Source organism: Fictibacillus phosphorivorans, assembly GCF_001619875.1.
Lineage (GTDB): Bacteria > Bacillota > Bacilli > Bacillales > Fictibacillaceae > Fictibacillus > Fictibacillus phosphorivorans_B.
Map to the genome: position 1 here is coordinate 1 of NZ_LRFC01000008.1, position 17,197 is coordinate 17,197.

21 protein-coding genes are annotated in these 17,197 nt (G+C 37.9%); 8 read left to right on the forward strand and 13 right to left on the reverse strand.

Annotated elements, in window-relative coordinates:
• The 3 genes from AWM68_RS06210 to AWM68_RS06220 form a co-directional block, all read right to left on the reverse strand.
• The coding region (locus AWM68_RS06210) for a BRO-N domain-containing protein (protein ID WP_197468137.1) at positions 1-477 on the reverse strand (477 nt) is incomplete at its 3' end.
• Positions 477-674: a helix-turn-helix domain-containing protein gene (locus AWM68_RS06215; protein ID WP_066239257.1), complete on the reverse strand. Its 198-nt coding sequence runs from the start codon at positions 672-674 to the stop codon at positions 477-479. The genes AWM68_RS06215 and AWM68_RS06210, both read right to left, overlap by 1 nt.
• A 225-nt stretch (positions 675-899) precedes the next feature.
• Positions 900-1,121 (reverse strand): helix-turn-helix transcriptional regulator, encoded by a 222-nt coding sequence (locus AWM68_RS06220; RefSeq protein WP_066238667.1) that lies wholly within the window; start codon positions 1,119-1,121, stop codon positions 900-902.
• Between the two features lie 149 nt (positions 1,122-1,270).
• Here AWM68_RS06220 and AWM68_RS06225 point away from each other — a divergent pair, with 149 nt between their 5' ends.
• The 6 genes from AWM68_RS06225 to AWM68_RS06250 all read left to right on the forward strand — a co-directional run bounded on the left by AWM68_RS06225 (position 1,271) and on the right by AWM68_RS06250 (position 5,485).
• Complete coding sequence (locus AWM68_RS06225; RefSeq protein WP_066238672.1) at positions 1,271-1,627, forward strand: helix-turn-helix domain-containing protein; 357 nt, start codon at positions 1,271-1,273, stop codon at positions 1,625-1,627.
• Between the two features lie 102 nt (positions 1,628-1,729).
• The gene (locus AWM68_RS06230) at positions 1,730-2,188 is read left to right on the forward strand and encodes an SHOCT domain-containing protein (RefSeq protein WP_066238674.1); all 459 of its coding nucleotides are present in this window, start codon (positions 1,730-1,732) and stop codon (positions 2,186-2,188) included.
• Between the two features lie 11 nt (positions 2,189-2,199).
• Positions 2,200-2,559, forward strand: coding sequence for a hypothetical protein (locus AWM68_RS06235; protein ID WP_066238677.1), 360 nt, complete (start codon positions 2,200-2,202; stop codon positions 2,557-2,559).
• Positions 2,560-2,596: 37 nt separating this feature from the next.
• Positions 2,597-3,730, forward strand: a complete 1,134-nt coding sequence (locus AWM68_RS06240) for a thermonuclease family protein (RefSeq protein WP_066238679.1) — start codon at positions 2,597-2,599, stop codon at positions 3,728-3,730.
• A gap of 74 nt (positions 3,731-3,804) precedes the next feature.
• The gene (locus tag AWM68_RS06245) at positions 3,805-4,287 is read left to right on the forward strand and encodes an ImmA/IrrE family metallo-endopeptidase (protein ID WP_066238682.1); all 483 of its coding nucleotides are present in this window, start codon (positions 3,805-3,807) and stop codon (positions 4,285-4,287) included.
• Positions 4,288-4,291: 4 nt separating this feature from the next.
• Positions 4,292-5,485, forward strand: a complete 1,194-nt coding sequence (locus AWM68_RS06250) for a tyrosine-type recombinase/integrase (RefSeq protein WP_066238685.1) — start codon at positions 4,292-4,294, stop codon at positions 5,483-5,485.
• Positions 5,486-5,871: 386 nt separating this feature from the next.
• Here AWM68_RS06250 and AWM68_RS06255 read toward each other — a convergent pair whose 3' ends face one another.
• From AWM68_RS06255 to AWM68_RS06265, 3 genes are read right to left on the reverse strand one after another with little or no spacing between them, the layout of a single operon-like run.
• On the reverse strand, positions 5,872-6,978 hold the full coding sequence (locus AWM68_RS06255) for a Ger(x)C family spore germination protein (RefSeq protein ID WP_066238688.1): 1,107 nt from the start codon (positions 6,976-6,978) through the stop codon (positions 5,872-5,874).
• Positions 6,975-8,063 (reverse strand): GerAB/ArcD/ProY family transporter, encoded by a 1,089-nt coding sequence (locus tag AWM68_RS06260; RefSeq protein WP_066238691.1) that lies wholly within the window; start codon positions 8,061-8,063, stop codon positions 6,975-6,977. The genes AWM68_RS06255 and AWM68_RS06260 overlap by 4 nt, the downstream gene beginning before the upstream one ends.
• Positions 8,064-9,428, reverse strand: coding sequence for a spore germination protein (locus tag AWM68_RS06265; protein WP_066238694.1), 1,365 nt, complete (start codon positions 9,426-9,428; stop codon positions 8,064-8,066).
• A gap of 780 nt (positions 9,429-10,208) precedes the next feature.
• On the opposite strand from AWM68_RS06265, the gene AWM68_RS06270 reads away from it, so the two are divergent.
• A complete protein-coding gene (locus AWM68_RS06270; protein ID WP_066238697.1) occupies positions 10,209-11,303 on the forward strand; it encodes an L-dopachrome tautomerase-related protein in 1,095 nt (364 codons plus the stop codon).
• A gap of 51 nt (positions 11,304-11,354) precedes the next feature.
• Here AWM68_RS06270 and AWM68_RS06275 read toward each other — a convergent pair whose 3' ends face one another.
• From AWM68_RS06275 to AWM68_RS06305, 7 genes are all read right to left on the reverse strand, one after another.
• On the reverse strand, positions 11,355-11,654 hold the full coding sequence (locus tag AWM68_RS06275; protein ID WP_066238700.1) for a spore coat protein: 300 nt from the start codon (positions 11,652-11,654) through the stop codon (positions 11,355-11,357).
• 2 nt (positions 11,655-11,656) lie between these two features.
• A complete protein-coding gene (locus AWM68_RS06280; RefSeq protein WP_066238703.1) occupies positions 11,657-11,866 on the reverse strand; it encodes a hypothetical protein in 210 nt (69 codons plus the stop codon).
• A gap of 17 nt (positions 11,867-11,883) precedes the next feature.
• Positions 11,884-13,020 (reverse strand): zinc-dependent alcohol dehydrogenase, encoded by a 1,137-nt coding sequence (locus AWM68_RS06285; protein ID WP_066238706.1) that lies wholly within the window; start codon positions 13,018-13,020, stop codon positions 11,884-11,886.
• An 18-nt stretch (positions 13,021-13,038) separates the two neighbouring features.
• On the reverse strand, positions 13,039-13,407 hold the full coding sequence (locus tag AWM68_RS06290; protein WP_066238709.1) for a spore coat protein: 369 nt from the start codon (positions 13,405-13,407) through the stop codon (positions 13,039-13,041).
• Complete coding sequence (locus tag AWM68_RS06295; RefSeq protein ID WP_066238712.1) at positions 13,400-13,669, reverse strand: spore gernimation protein GerQ; 270 nt, start codon at positions 13,667-13,669, stop codon at positions 13,400-13,402. Before AWM68_RS06295 ends, AWM68_RS06290 begins: the two co-directional genes overlap by 8 nt.
• Before the next feature lie 261 nt (positions 13,670-13,930).
• The gene (locus AWM68_RS06300) at positions 13,931-14,383 is read right to left on the reverse strand and encodes a YndM family protein (RefSeq protein ID WP_066238715.1); all 453 of its coding nucleotides are present in this window, start codon (positions 14,381-14,383) and stop codon (positions 13,931-13,933) included.
• Positions 14,384-14,485: 102 nt separating this feature from the next.
• On the reverse strand, positions 14,486-16,084 hold the full coding sequence (locus AWM68_RS06305) for a sodium:solute symporter family protein (protein WP_066238720.1): 1,599 nt from the start codon (positions 16,082-16,084) through the stop codon (positions 14,486-14,488).
• A gap of 379 nt (positions 16,085-16,463) precedes the next feature.
• Here AWM68_RS06305 and AWM68_RS06310 point away from each other — a divergent pair, with 379 nt between their 5' ends.
• A complete protein-coding gene (locus tag AWM68_RS06310) occupies positions 16,464-17,180 on the forward strand; it encodes a hypothetical protein (protein ID WP_066238723.1) in 717 nt (238 codons plus the stop codon).
• The last annotated feature ends 17 nt before the right edge of the window (positions 17,181-17,197 follow it).

A 17,197-nucleotide genomic window follows, 5' to 3' on the forward strand; every position in this document is an offset into this window, starting at 1 on the left:
TGCCATACATGATTCAGCAAAACTAACAAGTGGCTGCTGCTTTTGAATCGTTTGTTCCGCTAGAAAGCGTTTGGTTTGCTCGTCTTTTAGTTGAGTTGCCAATGTGATGATCATGTCTGGATTAAGAAGAACCTCTTCAATCTTTTGAGGTGTTAGATATGCACCGTGTTTTCTAATAGAAGGAAGTACTTCTTGCTTCACCCATTTTTTAAATGTCTTAGCTTCAATTTTCCGGCTAGCGAAAATCAACTCGTAAAGTCCTGATTCATTAACAATTGATAAGTTTTGCCGCCCTCCAGGGGTGTCAATTGTACTTACGCCCTTTTCATCTTCTTCTAGCCGTTGAAGTGCCATTCTAGAATTTGAAAGTTCAAGGATGTTACATACATCTTTTGCAACAAACCAAGGTCCGTTATTTTGTTCAACAACTCTTAATTGCTGACCACGGAAATCAAATAATTTTTGTAACTGATCCATTACATTGCTTCCTCCATTCGCATGGCTTTATCTTCTTGATCGCGAATCCATGAATCAATTGCTTCTACTGTGAATAAAATTCTTCTTCGTGATCTGAAGTGCGGTATTTGTTTTTCTCTAACCATGTTGTAAATCGTGTCTTCACAAAGCCCAAGGTAATCAGCAGTTTCCTTTACAGTGAGTGTTCTTCGTTGAATTCTAGGTTTCTCTGAAACTGTTAATGACATGTCAATCCTCCTTGATTAAGTAATTGAAGTAGTAATTTACCAGTCAATGAGTAAAAAATTTTTTCGCTGCCACAACTGCATGCAGCATCGACGTCTTGGCGGTGACCGTTTTTATGTATTTAAAGGCTGGGCTCCCCTTCCGGATCTTGGCTCCTTCCCGCTCGTTCGGTGCTCTATGCAGTTGTGGAGAAAATTTTAAGCAGTTTCAACTTCGCGTATCGCGTAGCGACTAGGTAAAAAAATTTCTTCTTTCTTTTTACCGTATAGTTTTGCAATTTGTTCAGCGCGGTCGTTACTAATTTGTCTTTGACCATTTTCTATTTGTGAAAGGTATCCAGCTGATATATTTAGATGCTTAGCCGCTTCTTCTAAAGAAAATTTTGCTTTTAACCTAGCTTCTTTTGTTTTGTTAATCATTATTTTCACCTCCAAACTTTGCGTACCGCAATGTTTAAATTAAATATACATCGCATTACGCAAAGTGTCAACGCATTTTGCAAAGTTTTTATAAAAATCTTTAATCTTTGCGATTTGCAAAGTAAAATAATTAATAGTGGAGGTGTAACATGTTCGGGGAAAGACTTAGAGAATTAAGGAAATCAAAAACAAAATTAACAATGAAAGAGTTTGGCCGAATCTTCAACTTAGCTGAATCAACGATATCTGGTTACGAAACAGGCAGCAGGAAGCCCGACATGGAAACTATCCAACGATTTGCTGACTACTTTGAAGTATCGATTGATTACATGATCGGAAGATCAGATGAAATAGGAAACAAAGAATACACACCTGAAAACGAGAATCTTTTTTATTTTGATTTAGAAGGTTTAAGTGAAGAAGATAAACAAGAAATTGAGAAATATATCGAACTCTTAAAATTAAGAGCAAAACAGTTCAATGATGATTCAAAAAAAAATAACTAAAGCAAAAGTATTTGTTAGTACAACAAGCACTCTTTTGAGTGTTTTTATTTCAGATAAAATTGGTTATTTTGCCCATTATTTCATAATTAAGGAGGAATACGTATGGAAGCAACTGGATTGAACGGTCAACTAGTACTATTAGATAACAAAATTGTTATTAAACGCAAAGGCGCTTGGGGTTTTCTTACACAAGGATTAAAGGGTGACAAAGAAATTTACATTAAACAAATAAGTTCTATTCAGTTTAAACCAGGTGGATCAATAACAAATGGATTTATCCAGTTCGCTTTTTCAGGTGGCGATGAGACAAAGGGTGGACTTTTTGACGCTGTAAATGACGAGAATTCTATAATGTTTAAGAAAAAGCAAAATGGTGATTTCCTAAAAATAAAAGAATTGATAGAAGAAAAGAGAGAGCAAATAAGTACACCTTCTATAATACAAGTTTCAACTACATCTGATGTTCCAGATCAGATTAAGAAACTAGCTGATTTAAGAGACAGCGGAATTTTAACTGAAGAAGAGTTTAGTGCTAAGAAAAAACAATTGTTAGGTATTTAAGGAGAATGTTAATGGAAGACCGAATATCAACTTTATTAACTTATGCCGGTTGGATTCTTATCTCGATAGGAATTATTGGTGGCATTATCACTTACTCGAATGTAGACAAAGAATCTTATAAAACAGCTAAAGAAGTATTCGACGAGTTATATGATAATGAATTTGCTGAAGCATCTTATATAACCGCTAAACAAATTTATCTTTCTGAAATATCTAATGTCATTTCCATTACAATTGGTGGTATTGTTAGTGGGTTAGTTTTAATAGGTTTAGGAAGAATTATCTGGATTCTAAATAAACGAAAAGAAAATGATGAGAAAATTATTACTTTACTGAGAGAAAATCAAAATTTAAGATCACTAGATGCATAAAGCTTTTTAGGTAGAGAATTAATAAGGGGAATATACAATGAAAAAACCGGGTTGTTTGGGCTGTTTAGGTTACATACTTGCAATTGGATTAGCATTAATTTTAATAGTTTACTTTTTTCAAAATATAGTCGGCTTTTTAGGTATAGGATTGTTTGGACTTGGAGCCTATACATGGTACAAATCTCAAAAACCAATTAAGCAAGCACATTTCTCTTTAGGATCCATAATAATTGGGTTAATTGTAGCGTTTATTTGGTTTGGTGGATATCATAACACCTCTGTCTTTGAAAGTGATGAAGATAGCGAAATTGCATCTACTGAAGTAAAAGAAAAAACAAAAGATACTTCCACTACAGAATTGGAAGATGAAAAGAATAATGAGGAAAAGAAAAAGCAAGAAAAAGGTCAAGAAAATAAGAATGCGTCAACTTCAGGAACGGGTTCAACAACTCCTGTTGCAACTAAACCAAAAGAACAAACTGAAAAACCAAAAAATAAGTATCCTTTAGCTACCGTCACCCGTGTCGTAGATGGAGATACGATTGAGGTTTCATTTAATGGTAAGGAAGAAGAAATTAGAATGCTTTTAATCGATACTCCCGAAACAAAGCATCCATCTAAACCGGTTGAAAAATTTGGGCCAGAAGCTAGTGATTATGCAAAACAAGTACTAGCTGGTAAACAAGTTGGAATCCAAGTTGGTTCAGAAGAACGAGACAAATATGGTCGTCTCTTGGCTTACGTGTGGGTAGGGAATACAACGTATCAAGAAATGGTATTGGAAAAAGGACTAGCTGCCACTGCGTATCTATACAATGATCTAACTATGCTGGAAGAATTCCATAAGGCGCAGGATATTGCAAGAAACAAAAAGATTGGTGTATGGTCAATTGCTGGTTATGCACATGTTGACCATGATCATGGATTCCACTACGAAAAAGAAGTAGCTGCTGCAAAGCCGGCTCCTAAACCAGTAGCGACGGCTCCTAAACCAAAACCTAAACCTGTACAAACCACACCAGCACCAAAACAACAATGTAATATTAAAGGAAACCAAAGTGGTATCTACCACGTACCAGGTGGTCAGTATTACGATATAACAAAAGCTGAAGAAATGTTTTGTTCAGAGGCCGAAGCGGTTGCTGCTGGCTATAGAAAATCTAAAAGATAACAATAAAATAGCCCGTTCCTTGGGCTTTTCTTTACAAACAAAAACCGAACATACGTTTGTTCAAGAGGTGAAAAATGGGTTCTTTACACTTTCCTACTCCATTAGAAATGTGGGTTTCTGAAAAATACAAAAGGATGAAAATGCTCAAACCAGAGGATATTTGCGAAGATAAAATAGCTTGGATCTATAACATCTTTTACTTTAAAAAACCCATACCTTCCAACTCATTTGAAAATGGAAAATTTAAAAGTATAACCATTGATTCCAGAATTGTACCAACATTACAGCGTGAACAGTTTTATCATGAATGGTGTCACCTTTTACGGCATGCAGGAAATCAGAACATGATGCCTGCAGCATTTAGAGAACTTCAAGAGTATGATGCAAGAAATTTCACTAGGTATGCAGCTATTCCGTTTCACATGCTAGATAAGTATGACCTTCGAGATCCATTCATTATCGAACACTGGCAAGAAGATTTTAAAGTCACTGAAGAACTTTGCGCCGAAAGACTTGAAAAAATGAAATCTAAATTTTATTTCAAGATGGGAGGTTGAAAAAATGGCAAATATACGAAAGCGTGGCGATAATTCATTCTTATTAACTGTAGAGATAGGTTATAACAATAACGGAAAACGAAAACGTCGGTACAAAACTGTAAACGTTGAAGACCAATCTCTTCTGAAAACAAAGAAAAAACTACAGGATTACCTTGATAACGAGTACCACAAATTTAAGACTGAAGTAGAATCTGGTGAATACATTGCTCCAGAAAAAATGACTTTAGATAACTTCGTAATTGAATGGGAGAATAAATACGCAAGAAAAGAACTATCAGAGAACACTTTAATAAGCTATCTTTCTCATATAAGAAATCACATTTTGCCTGCGATCGGCCATAAAAGAATTGATCAAATTAAGCCTGTTCATATCATTAACATGATGGATGGTATTAAACGTGTTGATAGCAGCGTTGAGAAACCTCTTTCCGCCAGATCAAAACAAGATGTATATTTAGCAATCAGAAACATTTTTGAAAGAGCAGTTGAATGGCAGATCATTAAAAGTAATCCCGTTAAAAATGTTAAGAAGCCTCGGCTTACGAGCGAAAAAGAGGTAACTGTTTATGATGAAAATGAAGTTGAAATATTGTTTAAGGCGGCAGAACAAGAACCGTTCCATTGGCGGATATTCTTAACCCTTGCAATCGCAGCTGGTTTACGCCGGAGTGAAAATCTTGGATTAGAGTGGTCAAAAGTAAACTTTGAAAAAGCAACGATCGATATTAGTCAAGTTGTAGTTAAAGGATTGAAGGGATCTACGATTAAAGGTCCAAAAACCAAAAGATCTAAAAGGGTTGTATCTCTTCCCCCATCAGTTGTAGAAGAATTGAAATTATTTCATCTTCATTGGAAAAAGGAAAAACTGAAGATGGGGGAATTATGGATCGAAAAAGAACGAGAATGGCTTTTCTGCAATGAAGATGGAACACATTTCTACCCAACCACTCCTACAACTTGGTGGCGGAGATTTACTAAAAGAGCAGGTGTAAGATATATCAGGCTTCACGATCTCAGGCATACATCAGCTACCCTTTTAATCAACCAGGGTGTTCATGCAAAGATTATCTCAGAACGATTAGGACATTCGGATATAAGAGTGACAATGAACACATATGGCCACGCATTAGAAAAAGCAGATCAAGAGGCAGCAAATAAATTGGACAACCTATTTAGCAAGAAACAAATTAAATAGTTGTCGCCAATTTGTCGCCGAAATTCGGCGACAAGCTTCCTTATTGCTCGGAATTAATCATATAGCCATCCTACAAGACCCTATACCAATAGGGTTTCACACGAGAACGTAAGTTTGTATCCTGAATAGCCCGTTTAACTGGCAGCCAAAAGGTCAGCGGTTCGATCCCGCTAGTCTCCACCATACATAACAGTCGAAAACCCTTGAGGATTCAAGGGTTTTATTTATTTTATAAGGGCACTCGGAAGAGTAACCCCTAAGCGGACTTTCACCGCCTAGTTAATGAACATGCCTGGAACACCAAAAACGTCATAACCGTGGCATGCCGTCCATTTGTATAAAACTCTTGTATAAATCCGTAAAGCGCGAGCGTGTTTCACGCACCGTTAGTACATCGTTCCAGTCCCTCTAAGTTTTAGGTCTGTTTTGACCTTAAATTCTATATTTTGATATAGGTTTTCCCACTTTTTCACTTCTTTTGCTGATACCCCTTGTTTAGCTTGATACAACAATCCCAGACCCAATGGATCAGATCCCATTTTTTGAATGTTTTTCAACGTTTCTTCTACTCTCTTATTGATAACCTCGGCAGCAAGCTTTTGATCTTCTAGCAGTTCATAATTATTTTCCAGCTTTTTTTCGGAGGCTTCAATAGGTCCTTCAATTTTCAAATTCACCTGGACATAGGGTTTTTTACGCTTAGGAATCACCAGATTAATCTTTGTTTTAAATCGGTCTACATTGACAAAAAATTCATTATCCCCTTGCCTGACCTTAATTTGACCTTTGCGTCCCGTATTTAAGAGTTCATTAAGGACTCTGGTTTCATCTTTATTCAGTTCACCAATTAATTTTTCCCCTTTAATTAAAGCTACCTTATTAATAACGTAAGTATCTTTCAATGGTTCAATAACAGGGAGGTATGGATCGATTCCGTCCTCGCTTAACCTCATATAATAATTATTCATAATTTCAGATACTATGTAAGGTGAGGTATTGGTGGTTTGATCAAAGGATATATTGAGAGCGTTTCCCGCCACCCTTTCTGATTTCACTTTTACCCTAAGGACCATCTCGGCAGTTGGTTTACCAAGCGCCATGTAGGAAATACCCTGGATGTCCCTCCTTCGCATGAACCAGTTAAGAACTTCAGGTTGGTGTCTTTTTAAAATATGTCTATCAAAAATTAGTACCCGGCAATGGCCAAAATCAAAATCCTTATCTACCTTGGATTTCATGACCCGTATTGCTTCAGCAATGGAATCGGCATTTTCTGAAATAATCTGGAATTCAGCTTTTCCTGGCTGAACCTGAGCAGAGGGAATCGCTAATTTCAGGGATACGCGGAAGGGTTTCTTAGGATTATTTGACTTATCTACACCCATAGACACCACAAAGAAGCGCTTATCTATATCTTTAAACGCACAACCTGCTAACATTCCCACAAGAGCAAGGACAGCACATAAGATTAATAAGGAATCCTTCTTTTTCATGTTTTTTTCCTCCTCAAGGAAAGTAGAAAAACAGTCATGACTAATACCACTTCAACTGGCAGCCGAATGTTAAACCAGTATTTTGCGTACCCGAAAAACTCCCTTTGGTTCACGGATTCTTGAAAATAGACACTTAGGAATCCAATAATAGAAAGAAAGGTTAATGTAAATAAACGCTTGCCAGTCTTTCTATCTTGTATACCAAAAGCACCTTTCATTAGCTCAAGGCCAACATTCCAGGTGACTATTCCAAAAAGCATCGTTAACAGCATGAATACAAAAACTAATATAAAACTGGTTCGTTCAATAAAACCGTATTGCATTCTCAATGAATCAACCGTAACCATCCATGGGAATACAAAATCACCCACGGATTGAATCCCTAAAAACCCAAAAGGTATAAGATACGTAATGGCAAGTATTATAGAACCGAGTAAGGGAATTATCCAAAAATATTTAAGGATCTCCTTTGCTTGAATATTTCTGTTAAGAATCACCAAATTGATATATCCAGTAAATATATAACTGGCTGCTGCAATAGAGCTATAGTTAGGCATTTGCCAGGTAAATTGTAGAATTCTCTTAATATGTACAGGGTAAAAATAATCACTTGATAGTGATTTGAACATTATAAAGCCAATGAATGGAAGAGCGGCCAGCATGGTAATTTCAGTTTTATACAAAATAGATTGAGTATTTCGGGTTGCTCCATATATAATCAGGAGAATAAGAAAGCCCGAAATGATTCTTAGATCCATTTCTGGATTCAGATAGAGCTTAATAACATAGCTATACGAATTTACAGCAAGGGTGCCGGCTGCCAGCCACATTAACGCTAAAAAAGATAAAAAAGGAACTCTGATATATCCCGGCATTACCTCTTTAAATATTTCCGGAAGGCCCTGATAGGGAAATCTGCCCATACCCTTTGTAAAAAGATAGGCCAACAGGGTGCCAAGCGGGATACTTATGAGAATGGATGTAATCGAGCCACTGAAACGATTTTGTATCAAAACCATAGGAACGTTGAGAATGATATTTAATGACATATTCATTAAGACAATGTAATAGAAATACCGTGCCAACTAACCCCGTTCTCCCTTCGGTTCCTCGCTTATTTTCTCTATTCTCTTAGAGGATCCCCAATACATTCTTAAAAGAGGTGTACCAAAGCTTCGTGTGTCAGTGAGGTAACAAATTATAAGTATAATCCCCGCTAATAAACCCATTATTCCGAAAAAACTGGCCAGTAAGATCAAAAGATAGCGTGCGACCCGCACTGCAAAAGCCATTGAATTCACGGGAATTGTAAAATTGGCAATGGCTACGAAGGCGGTAATGATAATCATGATCGAGCTGACAAGCTGTGCCTGCTGAGCAGCCTGGCCAAGTATTAAACCGCCAACTGTTGTCGCAGTCGGTCCAATTGTTTTCGGAAGCCTCAAGCTAGATTCAATAAGCATTTCTACCGCCAAAAGCATAAATAAGACTTCAAAAAAAGATGGGTAAGGCACGCCTGCGCGGCTGCCAGCAATCGTAGCCGCCAGCTGGGACCTTAGGACCTCAGGGTTAAAGGAGGTCAGTGCCACATACAAAGCTGGAAGAATGAGAGTAATGATCAGCCCCGCATATCGAATTAAAATCATTAACCTGCTCACCCAAAAAGTATGAGATGTGTCATCCATAGCAGACATAAAATCAAAAAAAACTACCGGAAGAATTAAACCAAAAGGAGTCCCATGCAGGAGAATTACTATTTTTCCTTGCGCAAGGTTTAAAGCAATCCGATCTGGTCTTTCTGTGTCCATCATGATTGGAAAGAGATGGTGTCTTCTCTTAGTCAAAGCATTCTGAAGCTCGCCGATGGATTGAATCATATCTATTTTAAGTTCTGGGATCCTCTTCTCTAGATCCCTTAGTACATCATGATCAACTAGGTCCCGATCATACATAATGGCAATGGGTGTTTTAGACATAGTTCCGACTGATTGCTGCTCCACCATAAGACTTAAAGCGGGATAGCGGGTTCTTATTAAAGTAACATTTGTGCTTAAGTCTTCACTCAACGCCTTTTGCGGACCCAGAACTGACATTTCTACGGTTGCTTCCTGCGGCTGGTCATTGGTGGCCTTCAAAATGTGATACGAGTAAATGGCATCCGCTAAAAAAATGAGCAGATACCCATCGATTAATAAGGATGAAAGTTTCTCATCGGTATTGACCTTTTTACATGTTGGAAGAGATAAAAGATGTAATAAATATTTGCTTTCTTTCTCACATAAAAGCAAAGGTTCTATTACATCCTTCCTTAACTTTTTTTCATCACTCAGACTTTCTAGATATATTAGATAGATTTCTTTTTTGTAGTATTCAAACTGGTGGACAATCAAATCTCTGTTATCATTAAATTTTTCTTTTAAGGTGCTTATGACCTTTTTTTGCTTTACCATAGCTCTTTCACACCTTTATGATTGATTTCATTCTGATAGTATTTGTAAAAAAATCCACTTAATTCGTTTTACAGATATCATTGTTCCGGGCTTTGCCTGCTAATAACAACTTCATTGGTTGAAAACTATCTTCAGGTGACCTAACAGAATGCTCCTTATATAGAAGGTTAGACTCCTTAACTCGCTTTACTGATACGATATTTACTCTTTTAGTAGCTGATTTTTTTCAACTGACATCTCTCTTTCAGTTACATAAAAAGAGGATACCCCTACGTCCTTTTGACGTGAGAACATCCTCTAATAAACTCATAACTATAAGATATATTTACATCTACTTTCATTACGCACATCTGCTAATTTTCGGGCTAACCGAGCATACGGCCCCATCTGTATTGTATGTTAGTAATAGACCCTATCGGATAACCATTTCTTAAAGGAATCGTTATCATTATCATGCTTAAACACTTCCATGTTTTTAGACATTAGATTTTGCAGCAATTTTGGTTAATAACACAAAAAAGCACCACAATTATCTGTTCTGAATTGCAGATAATTGCGGTGCTTTTTTGTATCATTTAGTTACACATTTAAAATTTCTTCATTTTTTTTATTACACACCACCTAATCTAATTCCTTAATAGTTTCTGCAAATATTATGTTCAGGAGAAAGATCTTGACCAAAGTAAAAAGCAAGTGCTCCGCTGATGTTTTAGCCATGCACAAGAAAAACTGTGGTTCATATATAGGTAAATATCGGTTCAATTCGGTGTGAAGGAGATGATGAAATTTATGCTGCCTATGGAAAAATATTTTGGTAAGTTTGAACTCGTTCATTCATTTTATGGTGCTATGCCTACAGGCGTTACTGTGTCAGAAACCGGGCGGATTTTCGTTTGCTTTCCGAAATGGGGAGATGACGTGAAATTTACGGTGGCGGAAATTGTGGGGAATCAATTGCGGCCCTATCCAAATTTGGAAACAAATTTAGCCAACCCGGCTAACGTTGCGATGTCATTTATCAGTGTCCAAAGTGTAGTGGCTGATGGAAGAGGAACACTTTGGGTATTAGATACAGCAGCTCCCAATTTTTCTGAACCAATTAAAGGGGGGGCAAAACTGGTCGCTGTTGATTTACAAACAAATAGAATCAGAAATGTATATACGTTTACAGAAGAAGTCATCCTGCCAACCACATATTTGAATGATGTTCGCTTTGATTTTCGCGTAGGAAAAGCTGGTTATGCCTATATCACAGATTCATCATCAAAAGGTCCAGGAGCGATCATTGTTGTGGATTTAGAAACCGGAAACGCATTCAGACGGTTAAGTGGAGCCCCTCCTACATCACCCGATCCTTATTTTTTGCCAAAAGTAGAAGGTAAAATATTGATGAACCGCAATAAGGACGGCTCCATTTCCCCCTTCCGACTGGCGTCTGATGGTATCGCGATATCTGTTGATGGTAAGACATTATTTTTTTGTCCATTAACGAGCCGGCATCTGTTCTCCATTTCAACAGAAGCCCTAAGGGACAGAAGGATACATGAAACGGATTTACTATCCCTCGTTGAGTATTGGGGAGAAAAAGGGGCATCTGACGGAATGATCACCGGAGCAAAAGGAAACGTGTATGCAGGGGATTATGAAAACAACAGCATACGAAAGATTATGCCGAACGGAAACATGGAAACTATTGCACATGACCCAAGGCTTTTATGGCCAGATACGTTTTCAATTGGCCCGGATCAATACTTATATATGATTGTGAACCAATTACACCGACAGGGCAGGTTTCACTATGGAAGGGACCTAAGAGAAAAGCCATATAGTTTGCTTCGCATGAACATAAATGACTTGCCTGCTCCTTCATTCTGACAATAAACAATATTAGGAACAGTTTATTCGTAAACTGTTCCTTTACCTGATCTATAGTGTTGGCAAATTCAATGCGGTCTTCATATTTAACAAGTTCAAATCGATTTGCTCGTCCGTATTCCAAGCATGATACCATTCTTTTTCCACCATATAAACGGAAACTTGGTCATGGAGCTCTATGGCTTCCTCTAAATGCCGAGTTAACATTTCTTTGATTTCAGGTGTTCCGGCTTCCGTGACCGCCATGGCGTAATTTCTGACCCCGCTTTTTGCCGCTATTAATAAATCCATCGCAACAACCTGGTCGGAAAGTGCGTCCATACCTGTTAAGTTTTCAATGAATGAATTCAATTTTACTCAACTCCTAATGATTGTTTTGCATTAGATAAAACAGTGGTATATTCGTTTAACTGTCTAGTGGAAACATCAATGTCTTGCAGCATAATTTCTTTCAACCTTGGGTCACTAACCATTGCTCTCATTGTTTTAGACTTGGTTAAACAATTGGTTTTAAAAGCGGCCATTTCTTGTACCTCAAGAACTTCGTGTAGGGCATAGTTCATTGTGCAATCCTCCTTCCTCAAGGTTTCAAGATGACTTTTATACAATCATCCGTTTTGGTGTCAAAAATCTCATAGCCACGCTTGGCTTCACTGAGAGGAAGAACATGAGTGATCACATCTCCCGGATCAATCTTTCCTGTAGAAACCAGTTCAAACATATAAGGCATATAGTGAATGACTGGAGCTTGTCCGGTGCGTATATTTATGTTGCGGTTCATGAGATCTCCAAATGGGAAACCGTTATATTTTCCCCCATAAACGCCGGTTACCTGAATATTTCCGCCTTTTCTAACCGCCTGGGTCGCCATGATAAATGCACCAAGTGCTCCACTCTGAAGTTTTAATCCGCTGGCAAGAAACTCCATATCGGTCATTTTCCCATCCATACCAACAGCATCAATGACTACATCCGCCCCACCCTTGGTGATTTCCTTCAGATATTCTCCACAATTTTTATGATCCTCAAAGTTTACGATTTCAACTTTATTCGTCCGTTTCGCATGCTGCAAGCGGTAATTCACATAATCGACTGCAATAACCCGCTTCGCTCCTTTTAGCCAGCAAAACTTTTGTGCAAAAAGTCCCACCGGACCACATCCCAAAACAATAACGGTATCCCCGTCCTTCACACCCGCATTATCAACACTCCAAAAACCAGTGGTCATCGCATCTGCTATAACCGTTAACTTTTCATCTGGTTCCTCACAGGTCTCCGGAATTTTAAAATGAGTAAAGTTGGCAAAAGGGACTCTCAAATATTCCGCTTGCCCGCCTGGGTAACCGCCAGTTGTTCCAGAATATCCGAAATAGGCTCCCATATCTCCATTATCATTTGAATTGTCGCACTGACTTTCCAAATTGTCTTTACAGAAACGGCATTCACCGCATGCGATGTTAAATGGAATGATTACGCGGTCTCCCTTTTTTAGGTTAGTCACTTCAGGACCAACCTCTTCAACGATTCCCATCGGTTCATGTCCAATGACATAGTTTTCTTGCAGGTTTGGGATCATACCATGAATTAAATGCAAATCAGAACCACATATCGCAGTACTGGTCACTTTAATAATCATGTCATCTGGTTTTTCAATCTTAGGGTCTGGCACTTCTTTCACAACAACATTTTTTATCCCTTGATACGTTACCGCCTTCATACTATATAACCTCCAATGTTAATGTTCATCAGGTGTACGATCGAACAAGCCCTTTCGATTGGTCTCAATGGGAAACAGGTTCATTTTGCCAATCTTAATGGTATTGTTGGCCGAAAGCTGATCCAATTGATACTGTTCCGATAATTCGTAAGGATGGAACCATTTTTTCTTAATCATCAATTCAGATATTTCCTGATGCGTTGCGATGCCCTGCATCAATTGCTTTTTTAATACAGCACGGACATCAGGTGATGCGGATTCGGTCAATGCTACCGCTATGTTACGAACACCTTCTTTGGCACGAAGAAGAAGGTCCATTGCAAAGGTTGTGTCTGCTAGTTCAGGCATATGAAGCGAGTTTATCGGGTCCAAATAATCATTATTCATGACTGTTTTCTTCCTTTCCATCAATGATTGGGGTTGGGCGATTTTGAGGAACAGGAGCTTGAAACGGAGCTCTTTCATAGAGTGACTGCAATTCAGTCAGATCTTGTATGGATTGTTCAACATCTTTTTTCATTAAATTTCTCAAATCATCATCAAAGACCAATCCTTGCATTAATTTAGACTTGGCGATACAAAGCGTTTTAAAGTTAATAGCCTCATGTAAATCCAACGACTCATGGGCAGCCAATTTTTGGTGATCCATATTGATTCCCCTCCTTTTTTTGTATTCGTAAATACAATGATATTGTGCCAAAAAGAGGATGAAGTATGCTTTACAATATTTCCTACAAAAACATAACATGTTCCTTTCCTTTTTTGAAAAGTGGCATCCGCCTCTTTCAGGATAAGAGCTAAACTCCATTTTATATTCTAGATTTCCTGTGGCAACCAAAAGGTCAGCGGTACGATCCCGCTAGTCTCCACCATACATAACAGTAAAAACCCTTGAGAAATCAAGGGTTTTTTAGTCGTCTTTATTCTTTTTCCCTCTTGGATCTTGTTCTTCTGCAAATTCAGTCGCATATCTGAAACCGGGTCTAAATCTTCTCTGTTGTCTAGGCTTTTTCTCTGTACCTTTTATGTGTTTCAATAAGTATTGATGAACAAATACTTCTGTTGCTGTAATAATCCCTGCCGATATCACACTTCCCCAAGCTATTTGCAGATATCCATTTAATAAAATTGATCCAAAGATCCAAACCACTAAGTAAGCCAATATAAACTCAGCCATTAAGGTGTTTGTTTTACCGATACGGGGCAATAGAATACGATCCGCTATGATGTAGGTAATCGCTGTTGTTGTAGCTGCAAAAGATATTACATCGCTTAAGGTTGCGTCAAAAAACAAATCTAATCCTATCCAAAAAGCAATTAAGCACACGATGAATTTCATAATAATGACTTTTGCTTGTTCCATAGAAAAACCTCCTTCTTCTGTTCCTAGTTTGCAACAAAAAAAGGAGGTTCATACTTCATCTGTAAGAAGATCCCTAACAATGTAAAATAGGGATCTTTTAGATTACTCCGAAACTGCAGGCACAATAGTTCCTTTTTCTGCTTGTTTTTTTACACTTGTACTTTTATCAAGCAAGCTGACAACCACAAAGACAGCAGCGGATAAAGGCAGTGCGTAGAACAATGGATCGATGTGGGTCCATGGAAATGGAAGTACAGTTGCCTTACCGAACAAACTTTGAGATAAGCCGATCGCAGCAGCCTCTTTTAGATGTAAGAACAAGAAACCGATGATACTCACTGTAAAACCTACGATCATGCTCGCTGTAGCAGCAGCTTTCGTTGCTCTTTTCCAATATAGTGCTCCGATGAGCGCTGGCAAAAATCCTGCAGCACAGATACCAAACCAAAAGGCCGTAGCTTGAGCAATAATTCCTGCCGGAAGCAAATAGGCTAAAATGACAGCTGCGATAACACCTATAAGAACTCCAATTCTAGAAGGGCTAAGTTTTGATCCGAAAAGGGATCGAACGCCAAGTGTCTTTAAAATATCTTGGCCAAAAGCTGTTGCTTGAACGTGAATTAATGAACTGATTGTAGATATAGTAGCTGATAATAAAGTTAGAGTAAAAAGATAAATAAACCAGTCAGGCATGAGCTGATTAATGAATATTGGAATGATCAAATCCACATTTCCTTTAGCCGCTGTTAATGCAATTTCGCCTGTATTCTCATAAAAATATAGGTTGCTTAGTGGTCCTATCACAAAGGCTGCACCTGTCATAAAGAAGATAAAAATACCACCGACCAATACTGAGCGATACAATGCTCTGTCATCTTTTACGGTCATACATCTCATGGCAAGCTGAGGCTGTGCAAGAACGCCAATACCCACCCCCATAATTATCGTACTTACGATTGTCCACCAAAGTGGAGATCCAAATTCAGGCATGCTTGTCCAGCCTTGATGTCCTTGATCAACAAGAGCCTGCGGCACAAGATCCTTCATTGCGCTTAGTCCGCTGTGACCATCTATAATTCCCCCAACTGCTTGGTACGTTACAAATAAGAAGATTGCCATTCCAATTAACATGACAACAGCACCGAAAGCATCTGTATACATGACGGCCTTGATTCCTCCAGTAACCACATAAATCGCAATGATAGAAGCAAGAAGGATAAGCGCCAAATTGAAGTTCATAGACATCGACTCTTGCAGGAAACGTCCACCGCCGATCAAAACAATGCTTGTGTAGGCAGGCATTAAGATAAAAATCATGCACCCCGAAAAAACGGTAATGAATTTTGAATCATAACGTTTTCCTAAAAGCGTAGGAAATGTGGTCGCATTCAGATTTAAAGAAAGCTTCCTGATTTTCGTTCCAAATATCGCAAAAGCAACAAAAATCCCAAGAACAATATTAAGAAAAGCAAGCCATAATAAACTAAATCCATGAGCTGCCGAAACACCACCAAATCCAACGATGGCAGAAGTACTAATAAAGGTTGCTCCATAAGAAAGTGCCATGACTGCTGGGTGAATGTTTCGTCCGCCGACCAGATAATCTGATTCTGTGACAGTCTTTTTGTATCCATAATACGCAAGCCAAGACATAATCCCCATATATACGAGAAGTATTGGAATTAAGACAGCAAAATTCATTATGAATCATTGCCCCCTTTATTCCACATGATTCCGCCGAATACAATACATCCTATTGCTGAGATTACAGTAGCGATCCATACGAAGGTTATTACACCGTCTTCCATTCCAAGCAAAACAATCTCCTCCCTTAAATTAGGTCTTACCTGATTGTTGATAACGCTTACATTTTTATGTAAATATTTTACCTTTTCCCCCCTCCGTGAATAATTAGCTTACTTATATCCTTTCTTTTTAACAAAACAAAACCCCTTTTATTATTTTGAATTTTCAATAATTTCAATGCGCTATTTTGAAATATTTTTGTAACATTTCTGAAACCATTTTGTTCGTTATTTCGTCTAATAAGTAACAAGATGTTGATGAGGGGGAAATAAGATTGAAGAACAGATATCGCATGGTGATCTTTGCATCAGCTGCACTATTGACCGTTGGAGTATTCAATTATAACGATTTTGAAAGTAAGGCTAAAGCAACTGAGCAAAGTGCTCCCCTAAAAGAAAAAAATGAATTCATATCTGAAAAACATAAAGATAATAAAATTAAAACATCTATAATTTCTAGCCAACGTCAGTCAGAAAGTGAAAAACAGAGATTAAACACAGATAATGGTATTGAGAAAGAGCAGTCACCCTTAAATCAACAAGCCAAAAAATCTGAAACGAAACCTGCAGCTACTCAACCTGAAGAAAATAAAAGCGAAACTCAACATAAGATTGTTCAAGCTCAAACAAATATGCCAGATACAAAAGTGATTGATGGGTACACGTATGTAAACTTAATGGATCGAGCAGATGTGAATTTAATGGATTTAGTGAATATCGCTAAAAAACACGATGCTACTTTATATGCGATAGAATTTAGCGATTGTTTTGCGATGTTTGACAATACCAGCAACGAAGCGATTATGTTGTTCAGCACGGGTTCTCGTTCGGTATCCATTGAAAAGGTAGACATTCTCTATGATATGCATCCTTCTATAAAGAATCAGATTCAGGGGGTAGTAGAAACGGGAGAAGAAACCGTAGTGAAAATTGGAGAACACGAAAGCTATCACATTTCAAAAGAAGGCGGGAATATTACAATCTCATTTTAGCGTATAAAAAAAGCCCA

Excerpts from the sequence above, each read along its gene's own strand:
- AWM68_RS06300 (WP_066238715.1), bottom strand. The coding sequence starts at position 14,383 with ATGGAACAAGCAAAAGTCATTATTATGAAATTCATCGTGTGCTTAATT.
- AWM68_RS06290 (WP_066238709.1), bottom strand. The coding sequence starts at position 13,407 with ATGAATAATGATTATTTGGACCCGATAAACTCGCTTCATATGCCTGAA.
- AWM68_RS06270 (WP_066238697.1), top strand. The coding sequence starts at position 10,209 with ATGAAATTTATGCTGCCTATGGAAAAATATTTTGGTAAGTTTGAACTC.
- AWM68_RS06280 (WP_066238703.1), bottom strand. The coding sequence starts at position 11,866 with ATGAACTATGCCCTACACGAAGTTCTTGAGGTACAAGAAATGGCCGCT.
- AWM68_RS06250 (WP_066238685.1), top strand. The coding sequence starts at position 4,292 with ATGGCAAATATACGAAAGCGTGGCGATAATTCATTCTTATTAACTGTA.
- AWM68_RS06245 (WP_066238682.1), top strand. The coding sequence starts at position 3,805 with ATGGGTTCTTTACACTTTCCTACTCCATTAGAAATGTGGGTTTCTGAA.
- AWM68_RS06235 (WP_066238677.1), top strand. The coding sequence starts at position 2,200 with ATGGAAGACCGAATATCAACTTTATTAACTTATGCCGGTTGGATTCTT.
- AWM68_RS06240 (WP_066238679.1), top strand. The coding sequence starts at position 2,597 with ATGAAAAAACCGGGTTGTTTGGGCTGTTTAGGTTACATACTTGCAATT.
- AWM68_RS06225 (WP_066238672.1), top strand. The coding sequence starts at position 1,271 with ATGTTCGGGGAAAGACTTAGAGAATTAAGGAAATCAAAAACAAAATTA.
- AWM68_RS06220 (WP_066238667.1), bottom strand. The coding sequence starts at position 1,121 with ATGATTAACAAAACAAAAGAAGCTAGGTTAAAAGCAAAATTTTCTTTA.
- AWM68_RS06230 (WP_066238674.1), top strand. The coding sequence starts at position 1,730 with ATGGAAGCAACTGGATTGAACGGTCAACTAGTACTATTAGATAACAAA.
- AWM68_RS06255 (WP_066238688.1), bottom strand. The coding sequence starts at position 6,978 with ATGAAAAAGAAGGATTCCTTATTAATCTTATGTGCTGTCCTTGCTCTT.
- AWM68_RS06285 (WP_066238706.1), bottom strand. The coding sequence starts at position 13,020 with ATGAAGGCGGTAACGTATCAAGGGATAAAAAATGTTGTTGTGAAAGAA.
- AWM68_RS06305 (WP_066238720.1), bottom strand. The coding sequence starts at position 16,084 with ATGAATTTTGCTGTCTTAATTCCAATACTTCTCGTATATATGGGGATT.
- AWM68_RS06295 (WP_066238712.1), bottom strand. The coding sequence starts at position 13,669 with ATGGATCACCAAAAATTGGCTGCCCATGAGTCGTTGGATTTACATGAG.
- AWM68_RS06265 (WP_066238694.1), bottom strand. The coding sequence starts at position 9,428 with ATGGTAAAGCAAAAAAAGGTCATAAGCACCTTAAAAGAAAAATTTAAT.